Here is a 22988-nt window from a genome sequence, read left to right on the forward strand (position 1 = left end):
ATGTAGAAACACTTGAAACCCTCGGGGGAGAAATCCTCCGAGGGTTTTTTCTTGATACTTAAATCATGTTAAATCTTGCCTTTATCTTTCATATGCACCAGCCGTATTATAAGGACCTCTTAACGCAAGAGAGTGATCTTCCCTGGGTCAGGTTACACGGCGTTAAGGATTACCTGGATATGGTACAGATCCTGGAAAAATTCCCTAAGATCAAACAAACCTTTAATGTTGTGCCGTCTTTATTCGAGCAGGTCGAAGATTATAATAATGGAAAAGTAAGCGATAAATATCTTGAGTTAAGTAAAAAACCGGCAGCGGAATTATCCAAACATGATCAGGAATTTGTCCTGCAGAATTTCTTTTCCATAAACAACGAAAAAGTGATCTCCACTTTTCCGCGTTATTACCAACTCCACTTCAAAAAACACCATCGCCTGGAATTCTTGACCCAGGATTACCTGGACTTGCAGCTTTTGTTTAATCTGGCCTGGATCGATCCGTCTTTCCGGCAGAATATCCCTGAACTTAAAAAAATAGTCTTAAAGGAAAGATTCTTTAATGAACAGGATAAGGCAACTGTCCTGGATAAACAGTTAAGCATCTTAAAAGAAATTATCCCTGCCTACTGCCTTTTTAAACAGAATAACCAGATTGAGATCAGCGTTACTCCTTATTATCATCCCATCTTGCCGCTTCTTTGCTCGACGAACACCGCCAAAGAAGCAAACCATAAAACAATCTTGCCCAAAGAAGAGTTTCGCTATCCGCAAGACGCAAAAGATCAAATTGACAGCGCAGTAAAATATTATCGGGAGAGGTTTGGCTGTCCGCCGCACGGTATGTGGCCGTCGGAAGAAGGAGTAAGCGAAGAGATCCTGCCGTTTATTATTAAATCCGGGATAAAGTGGGTAGTTACCGACGAGGCAATTTTATTTAAATCTTTAAAGATAAAAAAACGTGACACTAAGCTCCTTTATCAGCCTCACCTGTTAAAAAGGAAGGAGGGGGAGCTGAATATTGTTTTTCGCGACCGCAACCTCTCGGATTTAATCGGTTTCTCTTATCACAAGATGAAAGAAACTGAGGCGGTAAATAACTTTATGGCGCATTTGGAAAATATCCACAAAACCTTCAAAAACAAGGATATCCTGGTAACCGTAGCCATGGACGGAGAAAACGCCTGGGAATATTTCCGCAATGACGGCCATGATTTCCTGGAATTATTTTATAAACATCTATCCGAAGCGCCTTTTGTAAAAACTACCACCGTCAGCGAATATTTAAAAAATAACCCGCCGGAAAAATCAGAAATAAAACACTTAAGCGCGGGCAGCTGGATCTATGGAGAATTCGGCAAATGGATCGGCAGCCCCTATAAAGTAAAAGCCTGGGAGTGGCTGACGCAGGCGCGCAAAGCAATAAAAGAAACTAAAGAACCAGGCGAGCTGGCCTGGAAGCAAATGTATATCTTAGAGGGCAGTGATTGGTTCTGGTGGGCAGGAGAAGACCCGGATGGCTCATTTGACCGGCTGTTCAGGCTGCACCTGACTAACTTTTATAAGCTAATTGACAAAGAGCCGCCGGCATATCTCTCCAAGCCCTTAACCCCTTGACATAGATAGGGTTTTGTGTTATAAGATATATTCAAATGAATAAGAAAGAAATCTACGAACATCTGGCGAATATTTATCTGGATGCCTCTTCTAAATCATCAAAGAAAAAAAATAAATTCAGCCCTTATCCTAAAGCAATATGGGGCATCGTAATTTTGGGATTGGTAACCGCCTTAGGTTTAGGCAGCGCGGTTACTTATTTCCATATTAATAACCGCAGTCCCAAAGGGCAAATCGCCTTATTTTTATATCAAGATTCGGCTAAAATAAATTTTAACTTTGATCCCGCCAAAAGAGAAACTTTTTCCATCAACCTTAAACAATTAAATTTATCCAAATATAAAGCCTTGGCCTTTAGCGTAAGAAAAACTAACTCTAAAGATATAATTTCATTAAGGGTGGAATTTATTAACCGCTTTAATGAAAAATCCGAAGTTTACGTGAAAGATATTTCCGGTAAATGGACGCAGGAAAACTTGGATTTTAGCCGTTTTGCTAAAATGAACGACTGGACCCAGATGAAGGCATTGGCTTTTAGCATTGAAGAATGGAACGCCCGCGAAAAATCAGGCATAGTTTATCTTGATAATATAAAGGTAATCAAATAATAAGAAGGAGGATGAATGCGCATAATTTCAATTGCTAATCAAAAAGGCGGCTGCGGCAAAACAACTACATCCATAAATTTAGCTGCCTCACTGGCATCCAATAGCCGCCGCGTCCTGCTTATTGATCTTGACCCGCAAGCCCATGCCACCAGCGGCTTAAACATCAAAGCGGAATTAAGTATCTACAATGTCCTTTCTAAAATCACGCATAAAAAAGCAAGGATTGACGAAATTATCCAGAACATCGGAGTTAATTTTGATATCGCCCCATCTTCGATTATTTTAAGCACGCTGGAACAGGAGTTAAGCGGTGAAATCGGAAGAGAGAGCCGCCTTTGGGATATCTTAAAAAGTTTTCAGAACAACTACGATTACATTTTAATCGATTGCCCTCCAAACCTGGGGATCCTGACCATTAACGCCTTGCGGGCGGCAAACGAAATTATTATTCCGGTTGAAGCCAGCAGGTTCTCCTTAGAAGGGGTAAGCCAGTTAACCAGCATTATTAACCTGGTCAAAGAAAGGTTAAACCATAGCGTGGATTTCCGGATCCTGGTAACCAACTTTGATTCCCGGCTGCAGCATTCGTTTAAAATGCTTGAGAAAATCAAGACTGACTACAAAAACAGAATGTTCTCTAACATTATCCACGTGAATGTAAAATTAAAGGAAGCCCAAAACGAAGGCCTGCATATACATGTTTACGATAAATACTGCCGGGGGGCAAAAGATTATTTCTCGCTTTCCCGTGAAATTATCACCCAGGAAAATACGCCTCCTGCGCCTGTTCCGCCAACAGAAAAAAACCTGGAAAAACGCATGCAAGATATCCTTAAGGAGAACCTGCCAAAATTAAATGAAACTGTTCTTTCGGTTAAAGCTCCTGATGCAAAAGAAGTTTATTTGGCGGGAGAATTCAACAACTGGAAGCTTGATGAACACAGCCGCATGGAGCAGAATAACGGCTGTTGGACCAAACACCTGGCCTTAAATAAGGGTAAATACCGTTACCGTTTCGTAATCGATGGAAATTGGGCCGAAGACCCGGAGAACCCATCAAGGCAAATGAATGCTTACGGCACCATGGATTCGTTGATTGAAATTAATTAGCAGGTAAAAAATAGGAGAGTTAGTATGTCTGCTCTGGAAAATGAACAAGAGATACGTGATGGAAAATTTTTTGCCATAATTTCGTACGTTTCTTTTCTGTGCATCATTACTTTAATCTTAAAAAAAGACAATAAATTCGCCCTTTATCATGCTAAGCAGGGGCTGGTGCTTTTTGTAATGGAAGTTGTGGCATTTATACTTTCGATTATACCTTTATTAGGCTGGTTAATCGGAGTTCTTGGGTATGCGTTATTCCTGCTGGTTTCTCTATGGGGAATTATGCAGGCTTTTCTGGGTATTTACTGCCGGATCCCGGTTATAACTAAGATATCTGAGAAAGTCGTCATCTAAGCAAGGAGGGCTTGTCAATGGCTTTAAAAAAGTTGAGCACCAATAAAAAAATAGCGAAATCCTCGCGCTTAGCGCGAGGAAAAAAGAAAATTACCAAAAAAGCTGTTAAAAAAACCAAAAAGAAACTGATCAAGAAGATGCCTGTAGCCAAGAAAAAACCGGCTGCTAAGAAAAAAGAAGGCAACCTTATCGGCACAGTCACGCATTATTTTCCCCATGTGCAAGCCGCGGTAATCAAATTAAAAGGGCCTCTGGCAATGGGAGATACGGTAAAAATAAAAGGGCACACCACCGACCTTACCCAGGCGGTAACTTCAATGCAAATCGACCGGGTAGTGATTTCAAATGCCAAAAAAGGGGATGAAATCGGGCTGCAGGTAAATTCCCGGGTCAGGCAAGGCGATAAAACTTATAAATTATAACTTCTAAGGGCCTGTTAAGCACAAAGCAGGCCCTAAAAAACGCCTATTTATAAGTAGGTACTCATAATAAATACGGCGTTAAACTTGGGTAAATCTAGGTAAATGCGCTTGCGAGGAAGGCCGAAAAAATACAGGATAGTCAAAGTTGACCCTAAAATCAGCTATTTTAGCCCTAGAGGCCGGCCGGGAAGGCCTGATGAAGTCCAGATAAAAATGGATGAATTTGAGGCCTTAAGGCTGGCTGATTACCAAGGATTAGGCCAAAAAGAATCAGCCAAGTCTATGCGCATATCCCAGCAAACCTTTAGCCGGATATTAAAGAAGGCGCGCAAGCAAGTAGCTAAGGGAATTACTACCGGATCAACCATAAGAATCCAGGGTGGCCAATACGTGTTGCTTCCCGGGAGCAGAAATGAGAAAATTAGCTGACTTAACTAAGGAAAAGTTAATCGATTTATATCTAAATGAAAGAAAATCCTTGGGTGATATAGCTAAAATCTATAGCGTTTCCCGGACAGCAATATATAAAAAACTTAACACTCATGGTATAAAACAACGCTCTAAATCAGAGGCAAGAATTGAAGCGCAGAAACAAAATAAGGTTCCACAGCAATTTTATGATATAGATGAGGATTTTTTCAGTACTTGGTCACCTGAAATGGCGTACGTTTTTGGCTTAATTCTTACTGATGGATGTATTTCTGATAACGGAGTGATATCGCTTTGTATAAACGACAGAGAATTACTAGAAAAGGTTAAAAAAGCATTGCAATCCGAACATAAAATAACACTGTCTAAGCATCAAGAAGGCTTGCATTATTTTCATTTTGCCAGGGAAAAACTTGTGGCGGACTTAGCAAAACTTGGTGTTTTACCCAGAAAAAGTCTTACGGTCAAATTCCCAAAGATTCCAGAAAGCTTCCTAGTTGATTTCATAAGAGGAGTTTTTGATGGCGATGGAAGTGTTTTCTTTGATAAACGCCGAATAAACTGTCCATTAAGGTCTAAATTTGTTAGTGGCTCCTGTGATTTTATAGCCGGTTTACAACAAAAGTTAGAATCTTTGAATATGCCCGAAAGAACAATCTATAAACAAAAAACCAAAAATGGATGGAGTTATATGTTTATATATGATCATAAAGATAGCTTAAAGTTATTTGAAATTTTATATAAAAATATCCAAAATAAGCTATTTTTAGAACGCAAATATAGGCGGTTTTTAGAAGGTATAAAAGGCATTAAGGCAAAAACATAGGGAAATAAGCAAGGAGGTTTTTTATGAATACCCAAATAGAATTAGAATATTTAAAACAACTAACTCAAAAATACGGTAGCCGCTATATAAAGAGTTATTTTGGTTTTACTATGAGAGATTTTGCAAGAAGAATGGGCATTGCAGATAATACTTTTAGCCAAATATTAAAAGGCGTACGTAAAATGCAGGAGAAATATGAACAAGCATTCTTACAGGCTTTTAAAGATTTGCAGGTAGAGGAAAAATCAAAGGGTTTCAAAGAAACCCCAAATCAGGTACAAATGAAACAGCTCTATCAAAAAAAGAACAGCTTATTCTGAATACAGGACATCTTTGGGAACTGGATATAATATATCTTATGTTAACTTGTCTATCTTGGCTAAGTGTACTTAACCCTATATGAGACAATAAGTTATTAAGAGATGTTTTTAACCTGTGGAAAAGGTAATTCTTGTTTACTTAAACTTACCGCTTTATTTTATTCCTAACAATTCAGGCAAAATTTATGAATCATCTTCCCTGGATTTTTTGCTTTTAATTAAAGATTTTATTTATGAACCTGGCCGGGTTAAAACAGTAATTGCGGGATAAATTGACCTCTCTCCGAAGCGGTTATTAACGCGGTCTAGAGCCTAAATAAGGCCTTCCCTGCGGATTTCTTCCTAAGTAAACTATTAAGAGATGCCCATAGCAAGTGACCCCGATTGCCCGATTTCCGGGCCGTTTAGCCAAAGATACACCACATTGCGCTGACTAAATTTTGCTGCCTGAGCCTTGTAGCCACCATTTCAGACAACAGCCTGATCCAAGCTGGATAACCTGGGGGTTTATTTGAGCTCTAGGTAAAGTATATGGATGGCTGATTGACTTGGGTTTTCACTGGACTTACCGGAACTTTCCTCAAACTTACCACAGTTACCATAACTCTCATTAAAAAAATGCAGTAATGTTAAAGTTTGCACAGATTCTCTCGTGGAATTATCATCTGATCCATATTTAATATTTCCTGATTACGGTGATGAGCTTGCCGATTACCTCAAACTCTTCAAAGATTGGCGCGTAATTTGGATTAGCCGCTTCTAAATGAAACTTACCGGCTTTACTGCGCAGCCTTTTTAAAGTCACCTCATTATTGTCTAAAAGTGCGGCAACTATATCATTATTGTCGGCATGGGGGCGTTTCTTGATAATGGCAATATCGCTATCTAGTATCCCGGCATCAATCATGCTGTCGCCTTTAACCTTTAAAGCGAAAACATCATCAAAACCCAGGCGGCCAAGAAATAAATCATCAGCATCAACATAACCCTGAATTTCTTCATAAGCTAAATCCGGCTTACCGGCCATGATCGTACCGATTATGGGAATTTTAAAAGACGCGCGCTGCGTTAACCCGATTGCCCGTGATTTATTATTCATCCGCCTCACCAAACCTTTCTGTATTAGGGCCTTTAAATAGTCCCTGACTGTCCCGGTAGATTTAAACCCCAGCTCCTCTCCTATTTCTCTAATTGTAGGAGGGAGCCTCTCCCCTATCCGTTTGCGGATAAAATTAAGCACCTTTTCCTGCTTTGGCGTCAAATACGGCTTCTTTTCCATGGCTATAGATATACCACACATTTGTGTGGTTTGTCAAGAAAAATTAAAGGGGCGCCTCTAAAATAAAGGGGACGGTTCTATTCCTTGGTTAAAAAATAGAACCGTCCCCTTTATTCTTATTTAACGGCTTTGCCCCTTGCTCTTTTGATAACACTCTCTGCATAATATCGGTTTGCCGCCCTCTCTGGGTTTAAAAGGCACTTCGCATTCTTTTTTGCACTCTGCGCAAATTGCCTTGTGCATTTCCCGGGGCCCGCCAAATCCACCACCTTGTTGATACGCCATGTTTCCTCCTTTTAGTTACTTAAATAATTATATAACTTTCTAAAATAATCTCAAGTATTTTTAGTAAGGGGCTGGATAATCAAATCCAGCCCCTTTTTTAACCTATACAAATAAACTTATTTCTTTTTCTTCTTTGCCTTTTTCTTCGGTTTCTTGCAGCTTCCGCAGCTCATACCCACCTCCTTTCATCTTTTAGGTATATGGCAAGCCGGCTTTAAACCGTGTTTTATATAATAATCCTGATGATAGCCTTCAGCTTTATAGAAATCTCCGGCTGCGATAATTTCGGTGGTAATCGGCTTTTTGTATCTGCCGGATTTCTCCAGCTTCTCCTTGGAAGCCAAGGCCGATTTTTTCTGCTCAGGCGTGTAATAAAATATCACTGAACGATACTGGCTGCCGATATCCGGGCCCTGTTGGTTTGGCGTGGTAGGATCATGGATATCCCAGAAAATATCCAGCAGCTTCTCATAAGCAACAACCTGAGGGTTAAACTCTAGCTCTACCGTTTCCGCATGCCCGGTCTTATCCGTACAGACATCTGCATAACTGGGATTTTTCAGTTTTCCACCAGCGTAACCAGCTGTAGTTTTAACCACGCCTTTTATTCCTGTAAATGCTGCCTGGACGCCCCAGAAACATCCGGCGGCAAAAGCAGCTTTTTCGAGTTCTTCTTTTTTCGGCAGATTAATTTTGGCAAATTTAAGCGCTGCCGCATTAATACAATAACGTTTGCCGGTTGGCGGCGGGCCATCGTCAAAAACATGGCCCAGATGCGCGTCGCAACGGGCGCAAAGCACTTCCACCCTGGATGCCCCCAAAGTATTATCGATTCGTGTTTTGATATTTAATTCAGAAACCGGTTCCCAGAAACTCGGCCAGCCGGTGCCGGATTCAAATTTGGTAGTAACTAAAAATAAATCCGTGCCGCAACAAATGCATTTATATACACCCTGCTCATTCTTCTTGGGCAGAACGCAGTGGCCGCTAAAAGGTACTTCCGTTACTTTAAGCCTGGTAACCCTGTATTGTTCAGGAGTAAGGATCTTCTTCCATTGGGCATCGGTTTTATAGACCCGCTCCACTTCCTCAACTTGGCCGTTGCAAGATTAAAGATTTTAACCTTTTCTGGTTCTTTTGAAGAAACTTCCATCTGCCCTCCAAGTAACAATATAAATCCAACTAACATCACAATTATACTGCTATACTTATTCATCTTTTGACTTTACGCGGCGCCACCATTTTTGCATCCTTTAAAACATCATACATAAAACTGATCATGGATATTTCCGTTTTGGGTATTTCTTCATTTATTTTATTTACGCCATAATCCAGAGCCCTGACAGTACGGAAACTATCGGTTACGGTTATAACCACCGCTTCGTTTCTTTCTAATTCCTTGATCCCTTCAAGAACAAACATAAGTTTCTGGTATTCGGTCAGCTGATTCCAGTTTTTATTAGTAAGTTTATAGCCATCCCATTTTGCCTGGGCCTTAGGAAAAAAACAAATATGCGGGGTCTGGTTATACCGGTAAATATTGCCTGAATTTTTAATACCCGGACCGGATGTTGAAGCGCAGCCGTTTAACAGGAATACTGCGGTTAAAACAGAAATCACCGATCCTATTTTCATTTTTGATCTCCTTTCCAGGAATCGATAAATCTCTTAACCTCCCGGCCAATTGCGGAGAAATTTTTGGCGGCCAACCATTCTTTTCTAAAAACACTGGCGCCAAAAGAAACCGCACTAGCCCCACTGGCAAAGTAGTCCTTCAGGTCATCCGCAGTTACTCCGGAGCAGGCCAAAAGTTCTATTTGATTAAAAGGCCCTTTGATCTCCCGAAAATACTCCGGCCCAAAAAATTTTGCCGGAAACACTTTGACCATCGTTGCCCCTGCCTCCCAGGCATAATAGATCTCCTGAGGGCTAAGGGCTCCGGGAAATACCGGAATTTTATTTTTCACGCAATATTTCACAACATCATTGACTAAAACCGGCATCACGATAAAAGTCGCTCCACTCTTGAGAGCAATTTTTAAATCTTGCAAAGTAAGCACTGTGCCTGCGCCTAAAATCAAACGGCCTCGAGATACTTGCTTTGCCTTTTTAATTAAATCCGAAACTCCAGAAGTATTCATGGTAATTTCTAAAGTTTCAAGCCCAGCCTCAATTACCGTTTCAACTAAAGGCTCAATCTGACTTACTTCGACACCCCGAAGAATCCCAAGAATAGGTTTTTCCTTAAATTTTATTATATCCATATAGAAACTTATTTAAGGGTGTCCCCTTTCAGGACGTCCCCCTTATTTATTCTTCAACCTCCCCGACTAAATTCTCGTAAAACTCACGGTAATTTTCTTTTTTATCGCTCCCCCGCAGGGCAATTGCCGTGCGCGGATGCTCATTAAGGATCCCGGTAATCGCGTAAGGGATAAAGTATCCCCATTCTATCTTTTTCTGCAAAGGGATAAACTCCTTGGAAATCACATCCAGGATCGGCCGGATATCATATTTAGGGTTCTTCAGAAATCCCAGGATCAACTCAGTGGGACAATTGCCCGCTGCCCTGCCTAAACCAAAGATGCTCGTATCCACGTAATTGGCCTCATGAATAATAGCCTCGATGGTATTGGCAAAGGCAAGCTGCTGATTATTATGCGCGTGCATCCCGACTTCCTTGCTTTTCAAAATACCTTTTGCTTTCTTGATCAGAAATTCCGTGGTTTCCTGATACAATGAGCCGAAGCTGTCCACGATATTGATTATCTTGGCCTTACATTCTTTTTCAAGCTGCTGCAGGCATTCGGTAAGTTCATTATCCAGCGCCCGGGATATGGCCATAATATTTACCGCGGTTTCATAACCTTTATCCGCAAAGTGATTTGCCAGAAGGATCGCCTTATCCACATCCTTGACATAAGTAGCCACCCTGACCATATCAACCGGGCTGTCTTGCTTAGGTAAAATATCGTCGATATCCACCCTGTCCACATCCACCATCACCGAGATCTTGGTCCGGGAAGCAATCCCCTCAACTACTTTCTTGATATCCTGATCCTCGCAAAATTTCCATTTACCAAACTCTTTGGGATTAAAAATCCGTTTGGAATTCTTATAGCCAATCTCCATATAATCTATACCCGCCTCAGAGAGCGCCTTATAAACTTCGCGCACAAAACGCAGGTCAAAATCATGATTATTCATTAATCCGCCGTCCCTGATCGTGCAGTCCAAAACCTTAATCTTTTCCCTAAACATCAGCTCCTCCTTTAATCCCTGTTAATAACACCAACCATCTGGCAAAGCCGGCCGTAATCGCGCAGATTAAAGTTCATGATCAGCCGGGGCAACTGCGGATACTCCCCCTTTTGGATCTCCTCTTCGGTGGGAGGAGAAAAACAAATTTCGCCGCTTGCCAGAATATCTTTAAATTCCCGGTTGATCAGATCCAAAGTTTTATCGGAAATTTTTTTATTCAGCCGCATTACCGTCAAACCGGCAACATACCTGATCGAGTGGTAGATCCGATAAAAATCTTCGATATATTTGATTGCTTCATCGATGCTTTTAGCCATGTAAAAAAGGTTAAAATCCTCTTTTTTCACAAAGTCATTTTTAAACAGCTGGTTATTTATGAAACGCTTCCAATCAACCCAATAGGTAGAGCCTTTAGGTTCCATTAAAACTATCGGCCGGGGCTTGGATTTTCCGGTTTGAATGAGCGTAAGCATTTCAAAGCCTTCGTCATTTGTGCCAAACCCGCCCGGAAATAAAGCGGTGGCGTCGGTTTCTTTGACAAAAACCAGCTTTCTGGTAAAAAAATATTTAAAATTAATCAACCTCTCTTTTTCATCGATATAAGGATTGGGCTTTTGCTCAAAAGGCAGGCGGATGTTTAAGGCGAAATCTTTTCCAGCCAATGCCCCCTTATTGCCGGCCTCCATAATCCCGGGGCCGCCTCCGGTTACCACCATATAGCCTTTTTCAGTTAGCTTCCTTGAAAATTCTTCAGCCATCTTATATTCAGCTGATGCTTTTTTAGATCTAGCTGAACCAAAGATAATTACTTTTTTAATATTTCTATAGGGAGAAAACACCCTAAAGGAATAGCGTAATTCTTTAAGCACGTTATTTACAAGCTTAAGGTCACCCTTATCATCAGACTCCCTGCCTAATTTAACCGCGGTGGTGATTATTTCCCTTAACAAATGCGCGCTTTCCGCAGAGCTGATTTTTTTAACCAGCTCATCGATTAAATTATCTATGGCTTTGTCGCCAATTTCATAATCTTTTGCTATCCTGGCCATAACCAACCCTTCTTTACCCGATACTTATTTTTTATCCTTCTGGACAAAATCCCTTATCGCGGCTTTATCTTCCTCTGAAATTTTATCAAAACGAATCCCGATCCTATGGCTTTCATCAGGCATAACCGAATTCGACATGACCTGCGCGATAACCTCAATACGCCTCAAACGCTTTTCGCCAACCAAACGCAAATTCATGAGATTAAATTTTACCCGAAGAAGCGTTCCTAACGGTATGTCGTACTTAGTAATAATCGCCGCGCCCAGATCGCTTAAGTCCCGCATTAAAGCGCCGGTTTCATCGGGTAACCCCAAAGTAATGCGTAATTCAAACGGCTTCTCTATGCTATAGCTAAGCGTAAAAGCAGCCTCAGTACGAGCGGACTTGCGGTGATTTTGGCCATTCTTGCCATTTTCCATACCCGCCCCCCCCTCTACAATTCGATTAACTCATAATCAAGGCTGCCCAGCCCTATTTCCTGGGCGTATTTAAGCTGCTTCATCCCGTCTTGCTCAGGATGCGTTGCTTTAAAGATATCCGTGCCGCTTGCTTTATTCACCAAATCAAAACTTGCTTTGTCGATACTTACCGGGTCAAGCGATGCCAATATCCCGACATCAGGGGCAATCCGCGGATTTTCCATTCCCCAGTAATCACATTCCTTATTAATTTTTACGGCAAAATTTATGAAACCGGATTTATTTTCTTTTCCTTTGAGCACTGCCAGGATATATTCTGCCATCTTCTCCTGCACCTTATCCCCCGCCTTAAAATCGATGAACATCGCCATAGTCGGACATACCGCCAGGCAGCTGGCGCAGCCAATGCACTTTGAACTATCTACCACGGATTTTTTATTCTCAAGGTGAATCGCCTTTACCGGACAAACTATTTGGCACTCACCGCAGCCGATACATCTTTCTGTATGGACAACCGGCGCCACATCGCAATGCTGGGCAAGTTTCCCCTGCCTGGAAGCGCACCCCATACCGATATTTTTTAGCGCTCCGCCAAAACCGGTTAGAATATGCCCCTTGAAATGGCTGACCGCGACAATTGCCTCCGCATCGATAAAAATGCGCATTAGGCTGGCGCTTTTGATAAATTTTTGATTAATCGGTATGGCAACCACATTTTCTTTTTTTGTATCATCCGGTATGATCACATCCGCGCCGGTGACCACCTTGGTAAATCCGTGCTCATAAGCTAACTTCAGATGATCGCTGGAATTCAGGCGTTTTCCCCGATACAGAGTGTTGGCATCCGCTAAGAAAGTGTTTGCCCCGCATCTTATAATTGCATCGCAGACCGGACGTAAATGCTCTGGCCTCACAAAACCCGTATTTCCTTCTTCCCCGAAATGAAGCTTGACTGCAACTTGATCATTTTTATGGATAAAATCTAAAACCTTGCTCTCTTCAATCAATCTTTTGAGCTTTTGGTTAACCGACTGAAGATCATTAGAGTCATTTACCGGGATAAAATATACCTTGCTTTTCATTTTATGCGCAAACCTTCTGCATAAGCCAAGCCATGTTCTTGCCCAATATGCTCATCGTATTCAAACCTTCTTCGTCTTTTTCTACTTCTCCGATTTGGCGGCCAATCCCGATATTCCAATATAATGAACCCACAATGATCATCTCCCCTATTGTAAAAAAATGATTGATCGTATCAAAAACATGGATTGCCCCGCCGCGCCTTACCGCAACAACTGCGGCGCCGATCTTACGCATGAACATATTATCATTGGCTCTGGCTACCATACCCGCGCGTTCAATTAAGGCTTTGGCATTGGCCGTGCAATCGGCAAAATAAGTCGGTGAGCCAATAATGATCCCGTCTGCCGCAATCATCTTGGCGATATACGCATTAACCGGATCATTATTCACGGCGCACTTTTTATTTTTTTTCGTAAAACACACCCCGCAACCGGCGCACCCCTGAATTTTCTCACCGGCCAACTGGATGAGCTCAGTTTCAATTCCTTTATTTTCCAATTCCTTAAAAACTTTCTTGATAAGAATCGCAGTATTGCCGTCTTTGCGGGCGCTGGTGTTAAAAGCAACCACTTTCATAGATTTACCCCCTTATATAACTGGTGGCGCTGCTCTTTAATTTGCTCATTGGCCAGATATTCATCAAAGGTGGTGCTGATGCGATCAATGTATCCTCTGGGAGTGATCTCAATAATACGGTTGGCTACAGTCTGGATTAATTCGTGGTCATGCGAAGAAAATAAAATTGTCCCGGGAAATTTGTTCAGGCCCCGGTTTAAAGAAGTGATTGATTCTAAGTCCAGGTGGTTAGTCGGCTCATCTAAAATAAGGACGTTTGGCTGGATAACCATCATCCGCGTAAACATACAGCGGGCCTTTTCCCCTCCGGATAAAACATTCACCGGCTTAAGCGCTTCTTCCCCTGAAAAAAGCATACGGCCTAAAAAAGATCGGATATACTCCTCTTCGGTATTGAGTGAATATGTTTTAAGCCAATCAGGAATATTTAATGGTGAATTAAAAAATTTAGAATTGTCCTTTGGAAAATAAGCCCGGCGGGTGGAAACCCCCCATTTAAAAGTTCCGCCATCAGCCGGAGTTTCATTCATCAGGATTTCAAAAAGCATGGTCTTAGCAAGGTCATCGGGCCCGACAAAAGCGACTTTATCCCCCTTGTGGATAGTAATATTAAGCCGCTCAAACATAGTCTCCCCGTCTGAGCGCTTAAACAGGTTATTTATACTTAAAAGGTCATTACCGGCTTCCCGCTCCGGCTCAAAATTAATATACGGGTATTTACGCGAGGAAGGCTGGATATCTTCAACGGTAAGTTTTTCCAGGATCTTTTTACGGCTGGTTGCCTGGCGCGATTTAGCGGCGTTATTGGCAAAACGCATGATAAAATTCTTTAAGTCTTTGCGTTTTTCTTCTATTTTTTTATTGGTTTCGCTGCGCTGGCGGGCGGCAAGCTGGCTGGCTTCTGACCAAAAAGAATAATTACCGGCGTAAAGATGGATTTTAGAAAAATCAATATCGGCAATATGCGTACAGACTTTATCCAAAAAATGCCGGTCGTGCGAAACAACGATAGCGATATTTTGGAAATCACAAAGGAATTCCTCAAGCCACATACTCGATTCCACATCTAAATGGTTAGTCGGTTCATCCAGAAGCAGGATATCCGGGGTGCCGAATAATGCCTGCGCTAATAAAACGCGAAATTTCAGCCCGGCTTCCAACTGGCTCATCTGCGCCGCGTGCAAAGATTCTTCGATACCCAAATCACTTAAAAGCTTGGCCGCGTCAGACTCGGCATTCCAGCCTCCCAATTCGTTAAACTCTTCCTCCAGCTTCGAAGCATGCATGCCATCTTCATCGGTAAACGGGGCCTTGGAATAAATAGCCTCCTTCTCAGCCATAATTTCATAGAGCCTTTTATGGCCCATAATAACCGTAGTCAAAACTGTATATTGGTCAAAAGCAAACTGGTCCTGCTTTAAGACTGAAATCCGCTTTCCCGGAGATACGTTAACTTCCCCGCTGGTCGAATCAATCTCGCCTGAGAGAATTTTTAAAAAAGTGGATTTACCCGAACCATTGGCGCCGATTAAACCATAGCAATTACCGGGGGAGAAAACGATATTTACGTTTGAGAAGAGTTTGCGCTGGCCAAATTGCAGTGATACGTTATTTACGGAAATCATGGGTTAAAAATAATATATGCCTTTCCAATAATCCATATATTCGGCTTCGGATATTTTGCCATCCTTATTCTTGTCCATTTGCTTAAAGTATTCGCTAAATTGCAAACTGGATTCATCCTTGGTAATTTTACCGTCTTTATCTTTATCGGCATTTTTAAGCATTTTTGTATTATCAACTGCCAGTTCTTTTGAGTCAATAACCCCATTTTTATCTTTGTCTAATTTCTCAAATTTTCCGGCTTGATACGCCTGCATTTCTTTTGAGCTAATGAACCCGTCTTTATTCGTATCCATTTTCTGAAACTCCGGCTTAATTACCGCAAGCATATCCGCCTGTCCGGCAAAAGCATTAACGCCGCTGAATAAAATTATACAGAAAAATAAAGTAACGGCCCTGGATGAATTCAGCATCATTTTCTCCTTTCGTTTTTTCGATCTAGACAATTCTACTTTTTTCTTTGGCGGCAGGCGCTTGATCGCAGCTTCCCGTTTTAAAGCAGCAGACCTGCTTGCGGCTTTTTCAGCGTGCACCAATTTTACCGGAGCTCTGCCCCTGGTAAACCTGCAGCCGCATCCAGCATTATGCTCTTTTATCCTGCGGGCTAAATCTGTGGTGATGCCGGTATATAACAAAGCGCCCTTACACTTGATGATATAAATATACCAGGGCATAAATTAAGCTACTTCTTTTGATATAAGCCGACTAACTGGGCCTGATCCAAAATATGGCCGGTCATAGCAAACTCTAAATTCGTTTTACTTATTCCGGCCTTTAAATTCAACAGTGTATCTAAGGCGTATATTTTAAAAAAATAACGGTGGACTCCGGCGGGCGGACAGGGGCTGACATAACCTGACTTACCCAAAGAATTAACACCCTGTTTTCCAAAAACACTGTTTTCTTCTACGCGGCTAGTAACCGGTGCGTCATAGACCACCCAGTGCACAAAATCACCGCCCGGAGCATCGGGGTCATCGACAATTAAGGCCAGGCTCTTGGTTTCTTTGGGCAACCCTTCAATAGATAGGGGCGGATTTACACCCTTACCTTGACAAGTGAATTTTACAGGAATAAAGGCATTATGTTCAAATGCCGGACTGGATATGCGCATATTAGCACCCTCCTCTGCCTTAGATTCGATATTTAAGGCTAATGATATTAATCCTAACAACAATATAATAAATGGTATTTTGATTCTCAAATTATGCACCATCTTATGGATTAAATTAATAAAGAGTCAACTCTCTAATCTTCTTTTCAATCAGTACTTTATGCTTCTCTTCTTCGGTTAGTAAAAACGAGAGCAGTTCTTTTAAGCCGGGATGGTCCACCAACATCTTTTGGTAGGTTTCAATCGAGTTGTTTTCTCTGGATAACGCAATTTTAAGCGCTTCAAGATCGATCATTTAGCCCTCCTTTAAGCGTTAAGAGATTTTAACCCTCTATTTTGCCTTACCCTGATTCGCTACTGCCTCCATAGCTTTCTTTACTTCTTCTGGATCACCTAAATAATAACTTTTGATCGGCTTTAGATTATCATTCAACTCATAGACCAAAGGCAAACCGGTGGGAATATTTAAATTTACAATTTTTTCATCAGAGATATGATCAAGGTATTTCACTAAAGCCCGCAGTGAATTTCCGTGCGCGGCAATGATCACCCGCTTTCCGGCTTTTACGCTGGGGGCGATTGTTTTATACCAATACGGCAGGAACCTGGCAACGGTGTCCTTTAAACATTCGGTAAGCGGCAGCTCTTTAGGCTTAAGTTCTTTATAACGCCGGTCGTTACCCGGATAACGCGGGTCATTTTTTTCTAATGCCATCGGAGGGACATCATAGCTTCTTCTCCAAATCAAAACCTGCTCTTCTCCATATTTTGCGGCAGTTTCTGATTTATTCAAACCCTGCAGCGCCCCGTAATGCCTTTCATTGAGCCGCCAGGAATTATATACCGGTATCCACATTAAATCCATTTCATCAAGAGTTATCCAAAGCGTGCGGATTGCCCTCTTTAATACCGAAGTATAAGCTACATCAAACACAAAACCCTCTTTTTTAAGCACCTCTCCGGCCTTCCCGGCTTCCTGCAATCCTTTTTCCGATAAATCAACATCAGTCCAGCCGGTAAAACGGTTCTCTTTATTCCAGGCGCTTTCACCGTGCCTGAGTAAAACTATTTTTTTCATCAAGCCCCCCCTCTTAATCATTAATTTAGGATATTATTTTAACTCTTAAAAAGCTTTTTAGCAAGTGCAAATAAATCTTGTATTATCGAATAATTTTGCTAAAATACAAATTGAAAGGAGGTTTCTATGAAAAAAATAAGTTTTATTGTTTTAGTATTGTTTCTGGCGGTAATGCTTAACGGTTGCGCCACACCATATCCTATGGGGGCATTCTACACCGAAATTAAAGCTCCTGTAGCTGCCGGTGACGGAACAATGTCTTACAGCAAAGTCGGAACATCTAAAGCTACCTCTATATTAGGATTAGTTGCTACAGGCGACTGCAGTATTAAAACCGCTGCGGCAAACGGCGGGATCAAAAATATTAAATATGTTGACTATGACGCCAGGAATATCTTGGGCATCTACGGCGAATACACCACTACTGTTTACGGAGATTAATAGCCGTCAGGGTAGCTGATAAAATAATAATGCCGGTATCTAAAAAAGATGCCGGCATTATTATTTTAATAAATTACGCGGATTTTTCTAAGTCAATCGTGCGGGTATCGCCGTGGATTGCCATTGATTCAACCTTGCTTAGCTTCGACATCCTCTCCATAACGTCGCGGATTTTTTGAAAATTATTATGCATAGTCTCAATCCTATTGCGGGTCTTTTCGTTTAGTTCAATATGTTTAAGTTCGAGTTCAAGCAACTCAAGGTTTCCGCTAATAGCCAAAAGCGGATTATTCACCTGGTCCCCTAAAGCAAGCGCGGTTTCGGTAATTGCCGCCAGGCGGCTCTTTTCAATCAATTCCTGCTGCATAAGCAGGATCTTACGGTTATCGTCGATTAATTTAAAAATTACCGACATCAGCATCCTTCTGCCGACGACAATCCCCATAATAAAAACGCCGATGGTCGCCAACACAATATAGCCGGCCTCTGCGGCTAAAAGATTAAAATTAGCAAACTTATCCACGATCAAATAGATAAATACCAAGAGAGGAATAATACCGACAAGGCTTAATGCGCGGTTAAAATCTTTTTTGATATTATAGGTGAATTGTCTTACTTCCATATAAATTCCTCCTGATTATTAAGAGGGTTATTAGGTAACAAAGCGCCCCTAAAACTAAACCGATAACCAGATAGCCGGTGATAACCGGCAGAAGCACCTCAAAAAATGAAAGTTTAAAAAATTTAAACCAGGTAAAATCCTGCACCAGGCCTTGCGCTTTCTGCTGCACCTGCCGCCAATCCATTTTAAGTATAACAGAACCGGCTTTTATTGCCAAGATAAAAGTTACCAGGCTTAACCAGGTATTGGTAAGTAAACTGCCGAATAATGCCGCGGCGCGGTTGGCCCGAAAAATAAAAGCCAAAAATACCGCGGCAACCGGACCGGTTCCGGGCATCAGGCCGCTAAATACGCCAAGGCCGGCGCCCAAAGCAATTTTTTGCGCGGAATCATTGATCTTAAAAAGCCTGGAAAAAATAAAATTGATGATTTTCTTAAATCCGGATTCTTCGGCCATATTTAAATAGGTTTAATATTTACTCCGGCAAATCTCTCCTGGCCGTAGGACTCCTGGATCCAACCGTTAAGCAAATGGTATTTTTCCAATATCCGCCTGGCTTCTGCATACTCCCCAGCTTTGAGGCGACGATTGACTTTAGGATTGCCGGATGCTTTATGATAAGGCAAATACTGGCTCATTAAGCTTATATAAACGTTTTCGGATAATTCTTCGGCGATAAATTCCATTACCTTCTCGGTTGCGCAAATCCGGTTGGGCAATACCAAGTGCCGGATAATTAAGCCCTTCCTGATTAGTCCGTCTTCGCTAAACCCAGCCGGCTCCACCTGCCTGTACATTTCCTTAAGCGCTGCCTGATTAAATTCCACGTAATCGTCAGCTTGTGATAATTCCTTGGCAATCAGGTTATCCCCATAGCGGCTATCGGCAAGATAAATATCAACGATGCCCTCGAGTAATTTAATAATTTCGGCTAATTCATAACCACTGGTGTTGTAAACCAGCGGAATCTTTAATCCTTGGGGGATAGCTAATTCTAAACTTTTAAGTATCTGCGGTAAAACATGGGTTGGGGTAACCAGATTAATATTATGGCAGCCTAAACCCTGTAACTCCAGCATAATTTGCGCCAATTGCTCAAAAGTATATTCTTTACCGGCCCCCAGCTGGCTAAACTCATAATTCTGACAATACAGGCAGGCCAGATTACAATGACTAAAAAATATCGTCCCGCTTCCTTTTGTGCCGGAAACCGGCGGCTCTTCGCCATAATGGGGCATAAAACTGTAAATCTTAGGAAGTTGAGCGGTTTTACAAAAACCGATTTTATTCTCTAACCGGTTGACCTTACAACGGCGCGGGCAAATCTGGCAGGATTTAAGAGAAGTAAACAACTGTTGAGATATCTTCTTTAATCTGCCGCTTTTATAAGCGCTAAGATATGCTGGATACTCTGGCAATTTATTTTACGGTGTATAGAGTTTCCTGATCTGGTTGAAAATATCGATATACTCTTTACTGCGGTAATCCGGATAAGTCCAGTCATTGCCGGAAAATGAATTGTCCCTGAAAGAAAGGGTCACCTCGGCAAAAATACCTTTACGTAAGAATATCCTGTGGGCGTAATCCTTGGTGGAAGCAAGTACCAGCTTAGCCGAATCTAGATATCCCGGATCAAGATTTAGCTGCCGCGATTTGGAAATGGATAATTTTCCCTCAAGCCTGTTGGTATAAAGTTTGATGCGGTATAAATCCTGCATCGGGATCAGCTTATGAAAGCTGATGAACCTCCTTTTTAACCCTGCGCCCATCTCTGCTTCATAATAATCGGTGTAGTTAAAATCAATCTGTCCTGATTCAAAATCGATTTTCCCGAATTTTCTTGCTAATTTATTCCTAGCTTTGATAAAAACAGCTTCATCTTTGTAGATGAAGCCGATAATTAACTTAACCGGATTATATTTTCTGATTTTTCCCAATGATTTTTTAAGGCAAGAGCTTGCTTATATAGCGGGCGATCTTTTTACGCTGTTCATCGCGCATTTCGTTAAAAAATATGGCCAGGTTAAATCCGCCGTTGGCTTCATCCTCAGTCCTTACCACCACCCCCCGGCATTCAACAATCGTGCCTTTACCGGGCTGGTCCTTATCAGGCAGGCTCAACTTTACGGAAATCTTGGTAAACGGCGGCATATATTTATCCAAGTGGCAATAAGCGCCCACGCAGCTGATATTACGCGTTGAGGTGGAAAAATGATAACCGTCTACCGCCAGATTAAGCGGTAACTTCTGGTCTAATCGCGGATGTAACCTGCGTTCCTTGATACTTTTCATTATTTTTTCTCTTCTGCCTTTGATTTTTTAATAAATTCCCGCCAGCATTTCTTGCTGCAGTAGTATTTACCGTTTCGGTAATACCTTTTCAGCTTCTTAACCACTTTATTACAAGCCAGGCAATTAACGCGTTTATCCGCCTTGGGCTTTGCTTCTGCTTCTTTTACTTTGGGTGCTTCCGGTGCCATGACTTATCTTCCTTTCATTTAGTTAAATTTGCCCAAGTTGCATATTGATAAAATCTTTAAGGTATATTTGTTCGTGCAGATTAAACTCGACAAACTCTATACCCATTTGATTGCGATTAGAATGCGACAGGGGCGTTGACCAGGCTATTTTACCAACAGGCCTGAGTACGCGGTTTAAAACATTAATTTCAAGCATTACCGCGGTAGAAGTGGGAACAAACCTGTCGTTAGTAAACCTTAAACCGCCGCAGCTTATGTCATTAGTGAGAGCGCTATTAAAATCCGGCTTGCCTCTGATCTGATACTGTATCTTTGAATGAAAATCTATCCGGGGAAAACAACGATTTTCTTTCTGTCTTGCCAAAAACACCATAAAAAAATATAACACATATTCGTAAATATGTCAATACTTTACAAAAGGTGCAATAAAAAGGCCTCCTTTTAAATCTCAAAAAGAGGCCTTTTATTAATATCTAAAAAAATAAATTAGTTCTGGTTTTCGATTGAGACTAGGCTCAGCTCATCCCCAACCTGCTTGGCAGTAACGGTTACCTGTAACTTGCTGTCAGCTACTTTAAGAAACTCTGCAACTTTGGCGTTGGAATTTTTATCGAATTTGTAAAGCTTGCCGTCTGCAAAAATAGAATAACCACTCTCAATGCATCCGGGTTTTAAAGCACACTCCTTGGTATGTGTCTTGACAAATTCAGCCAGAGTGTCTTTATTAGCGCCTGCGCACATATTGTCGATAACATCGCCCTTTAACGTCAAAACTTCAGGAGTAACGGCAACTGTAGTCGCAGTAGCGGTTGTCGCAGCTGTAGCCTCAGTAGCAGTTGTAGCAGCAGGCACAGCGGTATCCTCAGCAAAAGCTAAAGAGCTTACAAAACAAAAAGCAATAAGCACAAAAAATATCTTTTTCATTTTATTCACCTCCTTTCATTTAATTAAATTTTGAAACAAAAAATGGAAACAATTTCTATAATCATAACAAGGTGATTGCCGCCTGTCAATAAATAAAATGCCGCCATCAAAAAAGTAAAATTATTGACAGGCAATCAATTGTGGTATAATTAATTGTCACCCCGCACTATAAGGCGCCCGGCGCAATAGGTATGCGCTTAGCATGCGCTTGTGCGCTAGCGCGGGTGTGCCCTTGTGGGCTAGGAGGCCGAAATGAATAAAATCTGCATTATTCTGCTGTTTATCGCCTTAAATCTCTTAGTTACCAATACTCCTGCCAAAGCAAACAATGATAATTCAAATCAACAAAAACCTCCTAGCGGCATGGAAATTATAACTGTCGGAGATGGTCAACAGTTAATTCTCCCTAAAGGGACAAAGATGCGTAAAATAGGCGCCCAATTAATTATTGAGGACAATGCCGAATACGTATCGGAACGAATTTGGGATTTAGAGAAGCGCATAAAGAGATTGGAATCAGCCAATGAAGAACTTAAAAAACAGATACAGGAATTGAAAAATCCAGCCCCCTAAGGTGCTTTACCTGCTTTTGTCGCCTTTTTTAACACAGAAACCCTGCTTAACTCAGAATCTATATTTTTGTTCAATTCGCTAAAATCGCTCCTTAATCTTTCTTTACAAACTTTCGTCTTAGGCTCAAGCGTTTGTGTTACTGCATCCAAACTCTTAATATTCAATTCGCTTGTGCTCTTGATTATCTTGAGCCAATTAATCAGATAATTGACAGCATCTTCATTGGGGATTTTTACACTGTTAAAAATCCCTACCATATAAAAATAAGCATCCAGCTGCATCATCGTCATAACAGAAGAATCCCACATACTGCTCATCAAGACTATATCTTTTGACTGTAGGAACAAGGCTTTTATCTGTTTTGATTCCAAGGATATTTTATTACGCATTTCAAAAAGACCATTCTCCAAAGCATAGCTGCGAACACTAAAAAATATAAATAAAATCAACAAAATTGAAATTTTCTTTTTCATCACTTCCTCCTCGCCATTCTGCCCCTT

At 41.4% G+C, this 22988-nt stretch carries 35 protein-coding genes; 11 read left to right on the forward strand and 24 right to left on the reverse strand.

Annotated features, from left to right (window positions below; translation table 11 throughout):
- Positions 1-65: 65 nt before the first annotated feature.
- From PHG87_02320 to PHG87_02360, 9 genes are all read left to right on the forward strand, one after another.
- Positions 66-1613: a glycoside hydrolase family 57 protein gene (locus PHG87_02320; GenBank protein ID MDD5477031.1), complete on the forward strand. Its 1548-nt coding sequence runs from the start codon at positions 66-68 to the stop codon at positions 1611-1613.
- Positions 1614-1648: 35 nt separating this feature from the next.
- Positions 1649-2221 (forward strand): hypothetical protein, encoded by a 573-nt coding sequence (locus PHG87_02325; GenBank protein MDD5477032.1) that lies wholly within the window; start codon positions 1649-1651, stop codon positions 2219-2221.
- A gap of 15 nt (positions 2222-2236) precedes the next feature.
- Positions 2237-3331, forward strand: coding sequence for an AAA family ATPase (locus PHG87_02330; GenBank protein ID MDD5477033.1), 1095 nt, complete (start codon positions 2237-2239; stop codon positions 3329-3331).
- Between the two features lie 24 nt (positions 3332-3355).
- A complete protein-coding gene (locus tag PHG87_02335; protein MDD5477034.1) occupies positions 3356-3682 on the forward strand; it encodes a hypothetical protein in 327 nt (108 codons plus the stop codon).
- 17 nt (positions 3683-3699) lie between these two features.
- The gene (locus PHG87_02340; GenBank protein ID MDD5477035.1) at positions 3700-4104 is read left to right on the forward strand and encodes a hypothetical protein; all 405 of its coding nucleotides are present in this window, start codon (positions 3700-3702) and stop codon (positions 4102-4104) included.
- A gap of 102 nt (positions 4105-4206) precedes the next feature.
- Complete coding sequence (locus PHG87_02345) at positions 4207-4533, forward strand: DUF134 domain-containing protein (GenBank protein ID MDD5477036.1); 327 nt, start codon at positions 4207-4209, stop codon at positions 4531-4533.
- Positions 4517-5359, forward strand: a complete 843-nt coding sequence (locus tag PHG87_02350) for an LAGLIDADG family homing endonuclease (GenBank protein MDD5477037.1) — start codon at positions 4517-4519, stop codon at positions 5357-5359. The genes PHG87_02345 and PHG87_02350 overlap by 17 nt, the downstream gene beginning before the upstream one ends.
- A 23-nt stretch (positions 5360-5382) precedes the next feature.
- Positions 5383-5679 (forward strand): hypothetical protein, encoded by a 297-nt coding sequence (locus PHG87_02355; protein ID MDD5477038.1) that lies wholly within the window; start codon positions 5383-5385, stop codon positions 5677-5679.
- Positions 5680-5794: 115 nt separating this feature from the next.
- Complete coding sequence (locus PHG87_02360) at positions 5795-5950, forward strand: hypothetical protein (GenBank protein MDD5477039.1); 156 nt, start codon at positions 5795-5797, stop codon at positions 5948-5950.
- Between the two features lie 405 nt (positions 5951-6355).
- Here the strand turns inward: PHG87_02360 and lexA are convergent, their stop codons facing one another.
- From lexA to gpmA, 15 genes are all read right to left on the reverse strand, one after another.
- The gene (lexA, locus tag PHG87_02365) at positions 6356-6958 is read right to left on the reverse strand and encodes a transcriptional repressor LexA (protein ID MDD5477040.1); all 603 of its coding nucleotides are present in this window, start codon (positions 6956-6958) and stop codon (positions 6356-6358) included.
- 120 nt (positions 6959-7078) lie between these two features.
- Entirely contained in the window at positions 7079-7243 is a 165-nt protein-coding gene (locus PHG87_02370) for a DNA-directed RNA polymerase (GenBank protein ID MDD5477041.1), read from the reverse strand.
- A gap of 185 nt (positions 7244-7428) precedes the next feature.
- Positions 7429-8328 (reverse strand): bifunctional methionine sulfoxide reductase B/A protein, encoded by a 900-nt coding sequence (locus PHG87_02375; protein ID MDD5477042.1) that lies wholly within the window; start codon positions 8326-8328, stop codon positions 7429-7431.
- Between the two features lie 127 nt (positions 8329-8455).
- Positions 8456-8878, reverse strand: coding sequence for a hypothetical protein (locus tag PHG87_02380; GenBank protein ID MDD5477043.1), 423 nt, complete (start codon positions 8876-8878; stop codon positions 8456-8458).
- Positions 8875-9507, reverse strand: a complete 633-nt coding sequence (locus PHG87_02385) for a bifunctional 4-hydroxy-2-oxoglutarate aldolase/2-dehydro-3-deoxy-phosphogluconate aldolase (GenBank protein ID MDD5477044.1) — start codon at positions 9505-9507, stop codon at positions 8875-8877. The genes PHG87_02380 and PHG87_02385 overlap by 4 nt, the downstream gene beginning before the upstream one ends.
- Positions 9508-9553: 46 nt before the next feature.
- A complete protein-coding gene (locus PHG87_02390; GenBank protein ID MDD5477045.1) occupies positions 9554-10504 on the reverse strand; it encodes an aldolase catalytic domain-containing protein in 951 nt (316 codons plus the stop codon).
- A gap of 11 nt (positions 10505-10515) precedes the next feature.
- On the reverse strand, positions 10516-11553 hold the full coding sequence (locus PHG87_02395) for a TIGR00730 family Rossman fold protein (protein MDD5477046.1): 1038 nt from the start codon (positions 11551-11553) through the stop codon (positions 10516-10518).
- A gap of 24 nt (positions 11554-11577) precedes the next feature.
- Positions 11578-11973, reverse strand: a complete 396-nt coding sequence (locus PHG87_02400) for a PilZ domain-containing protein (GenBank protein MDD5477047.1) — start codon at positions 11971-11973, stop codon at positions 11578-11580.
- Between the two features lie 14 nt (positions 11974-11987).
- A complete protein-coding gene (locus tag PHG87_02405; GenBank protein ID MDD5477048.1) occupies positions 11988-13055 on the reverse strand; it encodes a DUF362 domain-containing protein in 1068 nt (355 codons plus the stop codon).
- Between the two features lies 1 nt (position 13056).
- The gene (locus PHG87_02410; GenBank protein ID MDD5477049.1) at positions 13057-13632 is read right to left on the reverse strand and encodes a flavodoxin family protein; all 576 of its coding nucleotides are present in this window, start codon (positions 13630-13632) and stop codon (positions 13057-13059) included.
- On the reverse strand, positions 13629-15257 hold the full coding sequence (locus PHG87_02415; protein MDD5477050.1) for an ATP-binding cassette domain-containing protein: 1629 nt from the start codon (positions 15255-15257) through the stop codon (positions 13629-13631). Before PHG87_02415 ends, PHG87_02410 begins: the two co-directional genes overlap by 4 nt.
- 3 nt (positions 15258-15260) lie before the next feature.
- Complete coding sequence (locus PHG87_02420) at positions 15261-15929, reverse strand: GIY-YIG nuclease family protein (protein ID MDD5477051.1); 669 nt, start codon at positions 15927-15929, stop codon at positions 15261-15263.
- Positions 15930-15937: 8 nt separating this feature from the next.
- Positions 15938-16369 carry a YbhB/YbcL family Raf kinase inhibitor-like protein gene (locus PHG87_02425; protein MDD5477052.1) on the reverse strand — a complete coding sequence of 144 codons (432 nt, stop codon included), beginning with the start codon at positions 16367-16369 and terminating at the stop codon, positions 15938-15940.
- A gap of 115 nt (positions 16370-16484) precedes the next feature.
- A complete protein-coding gene (locus PHG87_02430) occupies positions 16485-16664 on the reverse strand; it encodes a rubrerythrin family protein (GenBank protein MDD5477053.1) in 180 nt (59 codons plus the stop codon).
- Positions 16665-16700: 36 nt separating this feature from the next.
- Positions 16701-17447, reverse strand: coding sequence for a 2,3-diphosphoglycerate-dependent phosphoglycerate mutase (gpmA, locus tag PHG87_02435; GenBank protein ID MDD5477054.1), 747 nt, complete (start codon positions 17445-17447; stop codon positions 16701-16703).
- A gap of 126 nt (positions 17448-17573) precedes the next feature.
- Between gpmA and PHG87_02440 the strand changes: the two genes are divergently transcribed.
- Positions 17574-17888 carry a TRL-like family protein gene (locus PHG87_02440; GenBank protein MDD5477055.1) on the forward strand — a complete coding sequence of 105 codons (315 nt, stop codon included), beginning with the start codon at positions 17574-17576 and terminating at the stop codon, positions 17886-17888.
- A gap of 73 nt (positions 17889-17961) precedes the next feature.
- Here the strand turns inward: PHG87_02440 and PHG87_02445 are convergent, their stop codons facing one another.
- The 8 genes from PHG87_02445 to PHG87_02480 all read right to left on the reverse strand — a co-directional run bounded on the left by PHG87_02445 (position 17962) and on the right by PHG87_02480 (position 21915).
- Positions 17962-18510, reverse strand: a complete 549-nt coding sequence (locus PHG87_02445) for a histidine kinase dimerization/phospho-acceptor domain-containing protein (GenBank protein ID MDD5477056.1) — start codon at positions 18508-18510, stop codon at positions 17962-17964.
- A complete protein-coding gene (locus tag PHG87_02450; GenBank protein MDD5477057.1) occupies positions 18485-18967 on the reverse strand; it encodes a DUF2062 domain-containing protein in 483 nt (160 codons plus the stop codon). Before PHG87_02450 ends, PHG87_02445 begins: the two co-directional genes overlap by 26 nt.
- 2 nt (positions 18968-18969) lie before the next feature.
- The gene (locus tag PHG87_02455; protein MDD5477058.1) at positions 18970-19929 is read right to left on the reverse strand and encodes a radical SAM protein; all 960 of its coding nucleotides are present in this window, start codon (positions 19927-19929) and stop codon (positions 18970-18972) included.
- A 6-nt stretch (positions 19930-19935) separates the two neighbouring features.
- Positions 19936-20448 carry a DUF4416 family protein gene (locus PHG87_02460; GenBank protein ID MDD5477059.1) on the reverse strand — a complete coding sequence of 171 codons (513 nt, stop codon included), beginning with the start codon at positions 20446-20448 and terminating at the stop codon, positions 19936-19938.
- 7 nt (positions 20449-20455) lie between these two features.
- Entirely contained in the window at positions 20456-20803 is a 348-nt protein-coding gene (locus tag PHG87_02465) for a PilZ domain-containing protein (protein ID MDD5477060.1), read from the reverse strand.
- A complete protein-coding gene (locus PHG87_02470; GenBank protein ID MDD5477061.1) occupies positions 20803-20991 on the reverse strand; it encodes a hypothetical protein in 189 nt (62 codons plus the stop codon). Before PHG87_02470 ends, PHG87_02465 begins: the two co-directional genes overlap by 1 nt.
- Positions 20992-21013: 22 nt before the next feature.
- Positions 21014-21355, reverse strand: a complete 342-nt coding sequence (locus tag PHG87_02475) for a PilZ domain-containing protein (GenBank protein ID MDD5477062.1) — start codon at positions 21353-21355, stop codon at positions 21014-21016.
- A 122-nt stretch (positions 21356-21477) separates the two neighbouring features.
- The gene (locus PHG87_02480) at positions 21478-21915 is read right to left on the reverse strand and encodes a hypothetical protein (protein MDD5477063.1); all 438 of its coding nucleotides are present in this window, start codon (positions 21913-21915) and stop codon (positions 21478-21480) included.
- 252 nt (positions 21916-22167) lie between these two features.
- Between PHG87_02480 and PHG87_02485 the strand changes: the two genes are divergently transcribed.
- Entirely contained in the window at positions 22168-22488 is a 321-nt protein-coding gene (locus PHG87_02485; GenBank protein ID MDD5477064.1) for a hypothetical protein, read from the forward strand.
- Here PHG87_02485 and PHG87_02490 read toward each other — a convergent pair.
- The gene (locus PHG87_02490; GenBank protein MDD5477065.1) at positions 22485-22961 is read right to left on the reverse strand and encodes a hypothetical protein; all 477 of its coding nucleotides are present in this window, start codon (positions 22959-22961) and stop codon (positions 22485-22487) included. The genes PHG87_02485 and PHG87_02490 overlap by 4 nt on opposite strands.
- Between the last annotated feature and the right edge of the window lie 27 nt (positions 22962-22988).

The organism is Candidatus Omnitrophota bacterium (genome assembly GCA_028716245.1).
Classification (GTDB): domain Bacteria; phylum Omnitrophota; class Gorgyraeia; order Gygaellales; family Profunditerraquicolaceae; genus UBA6249.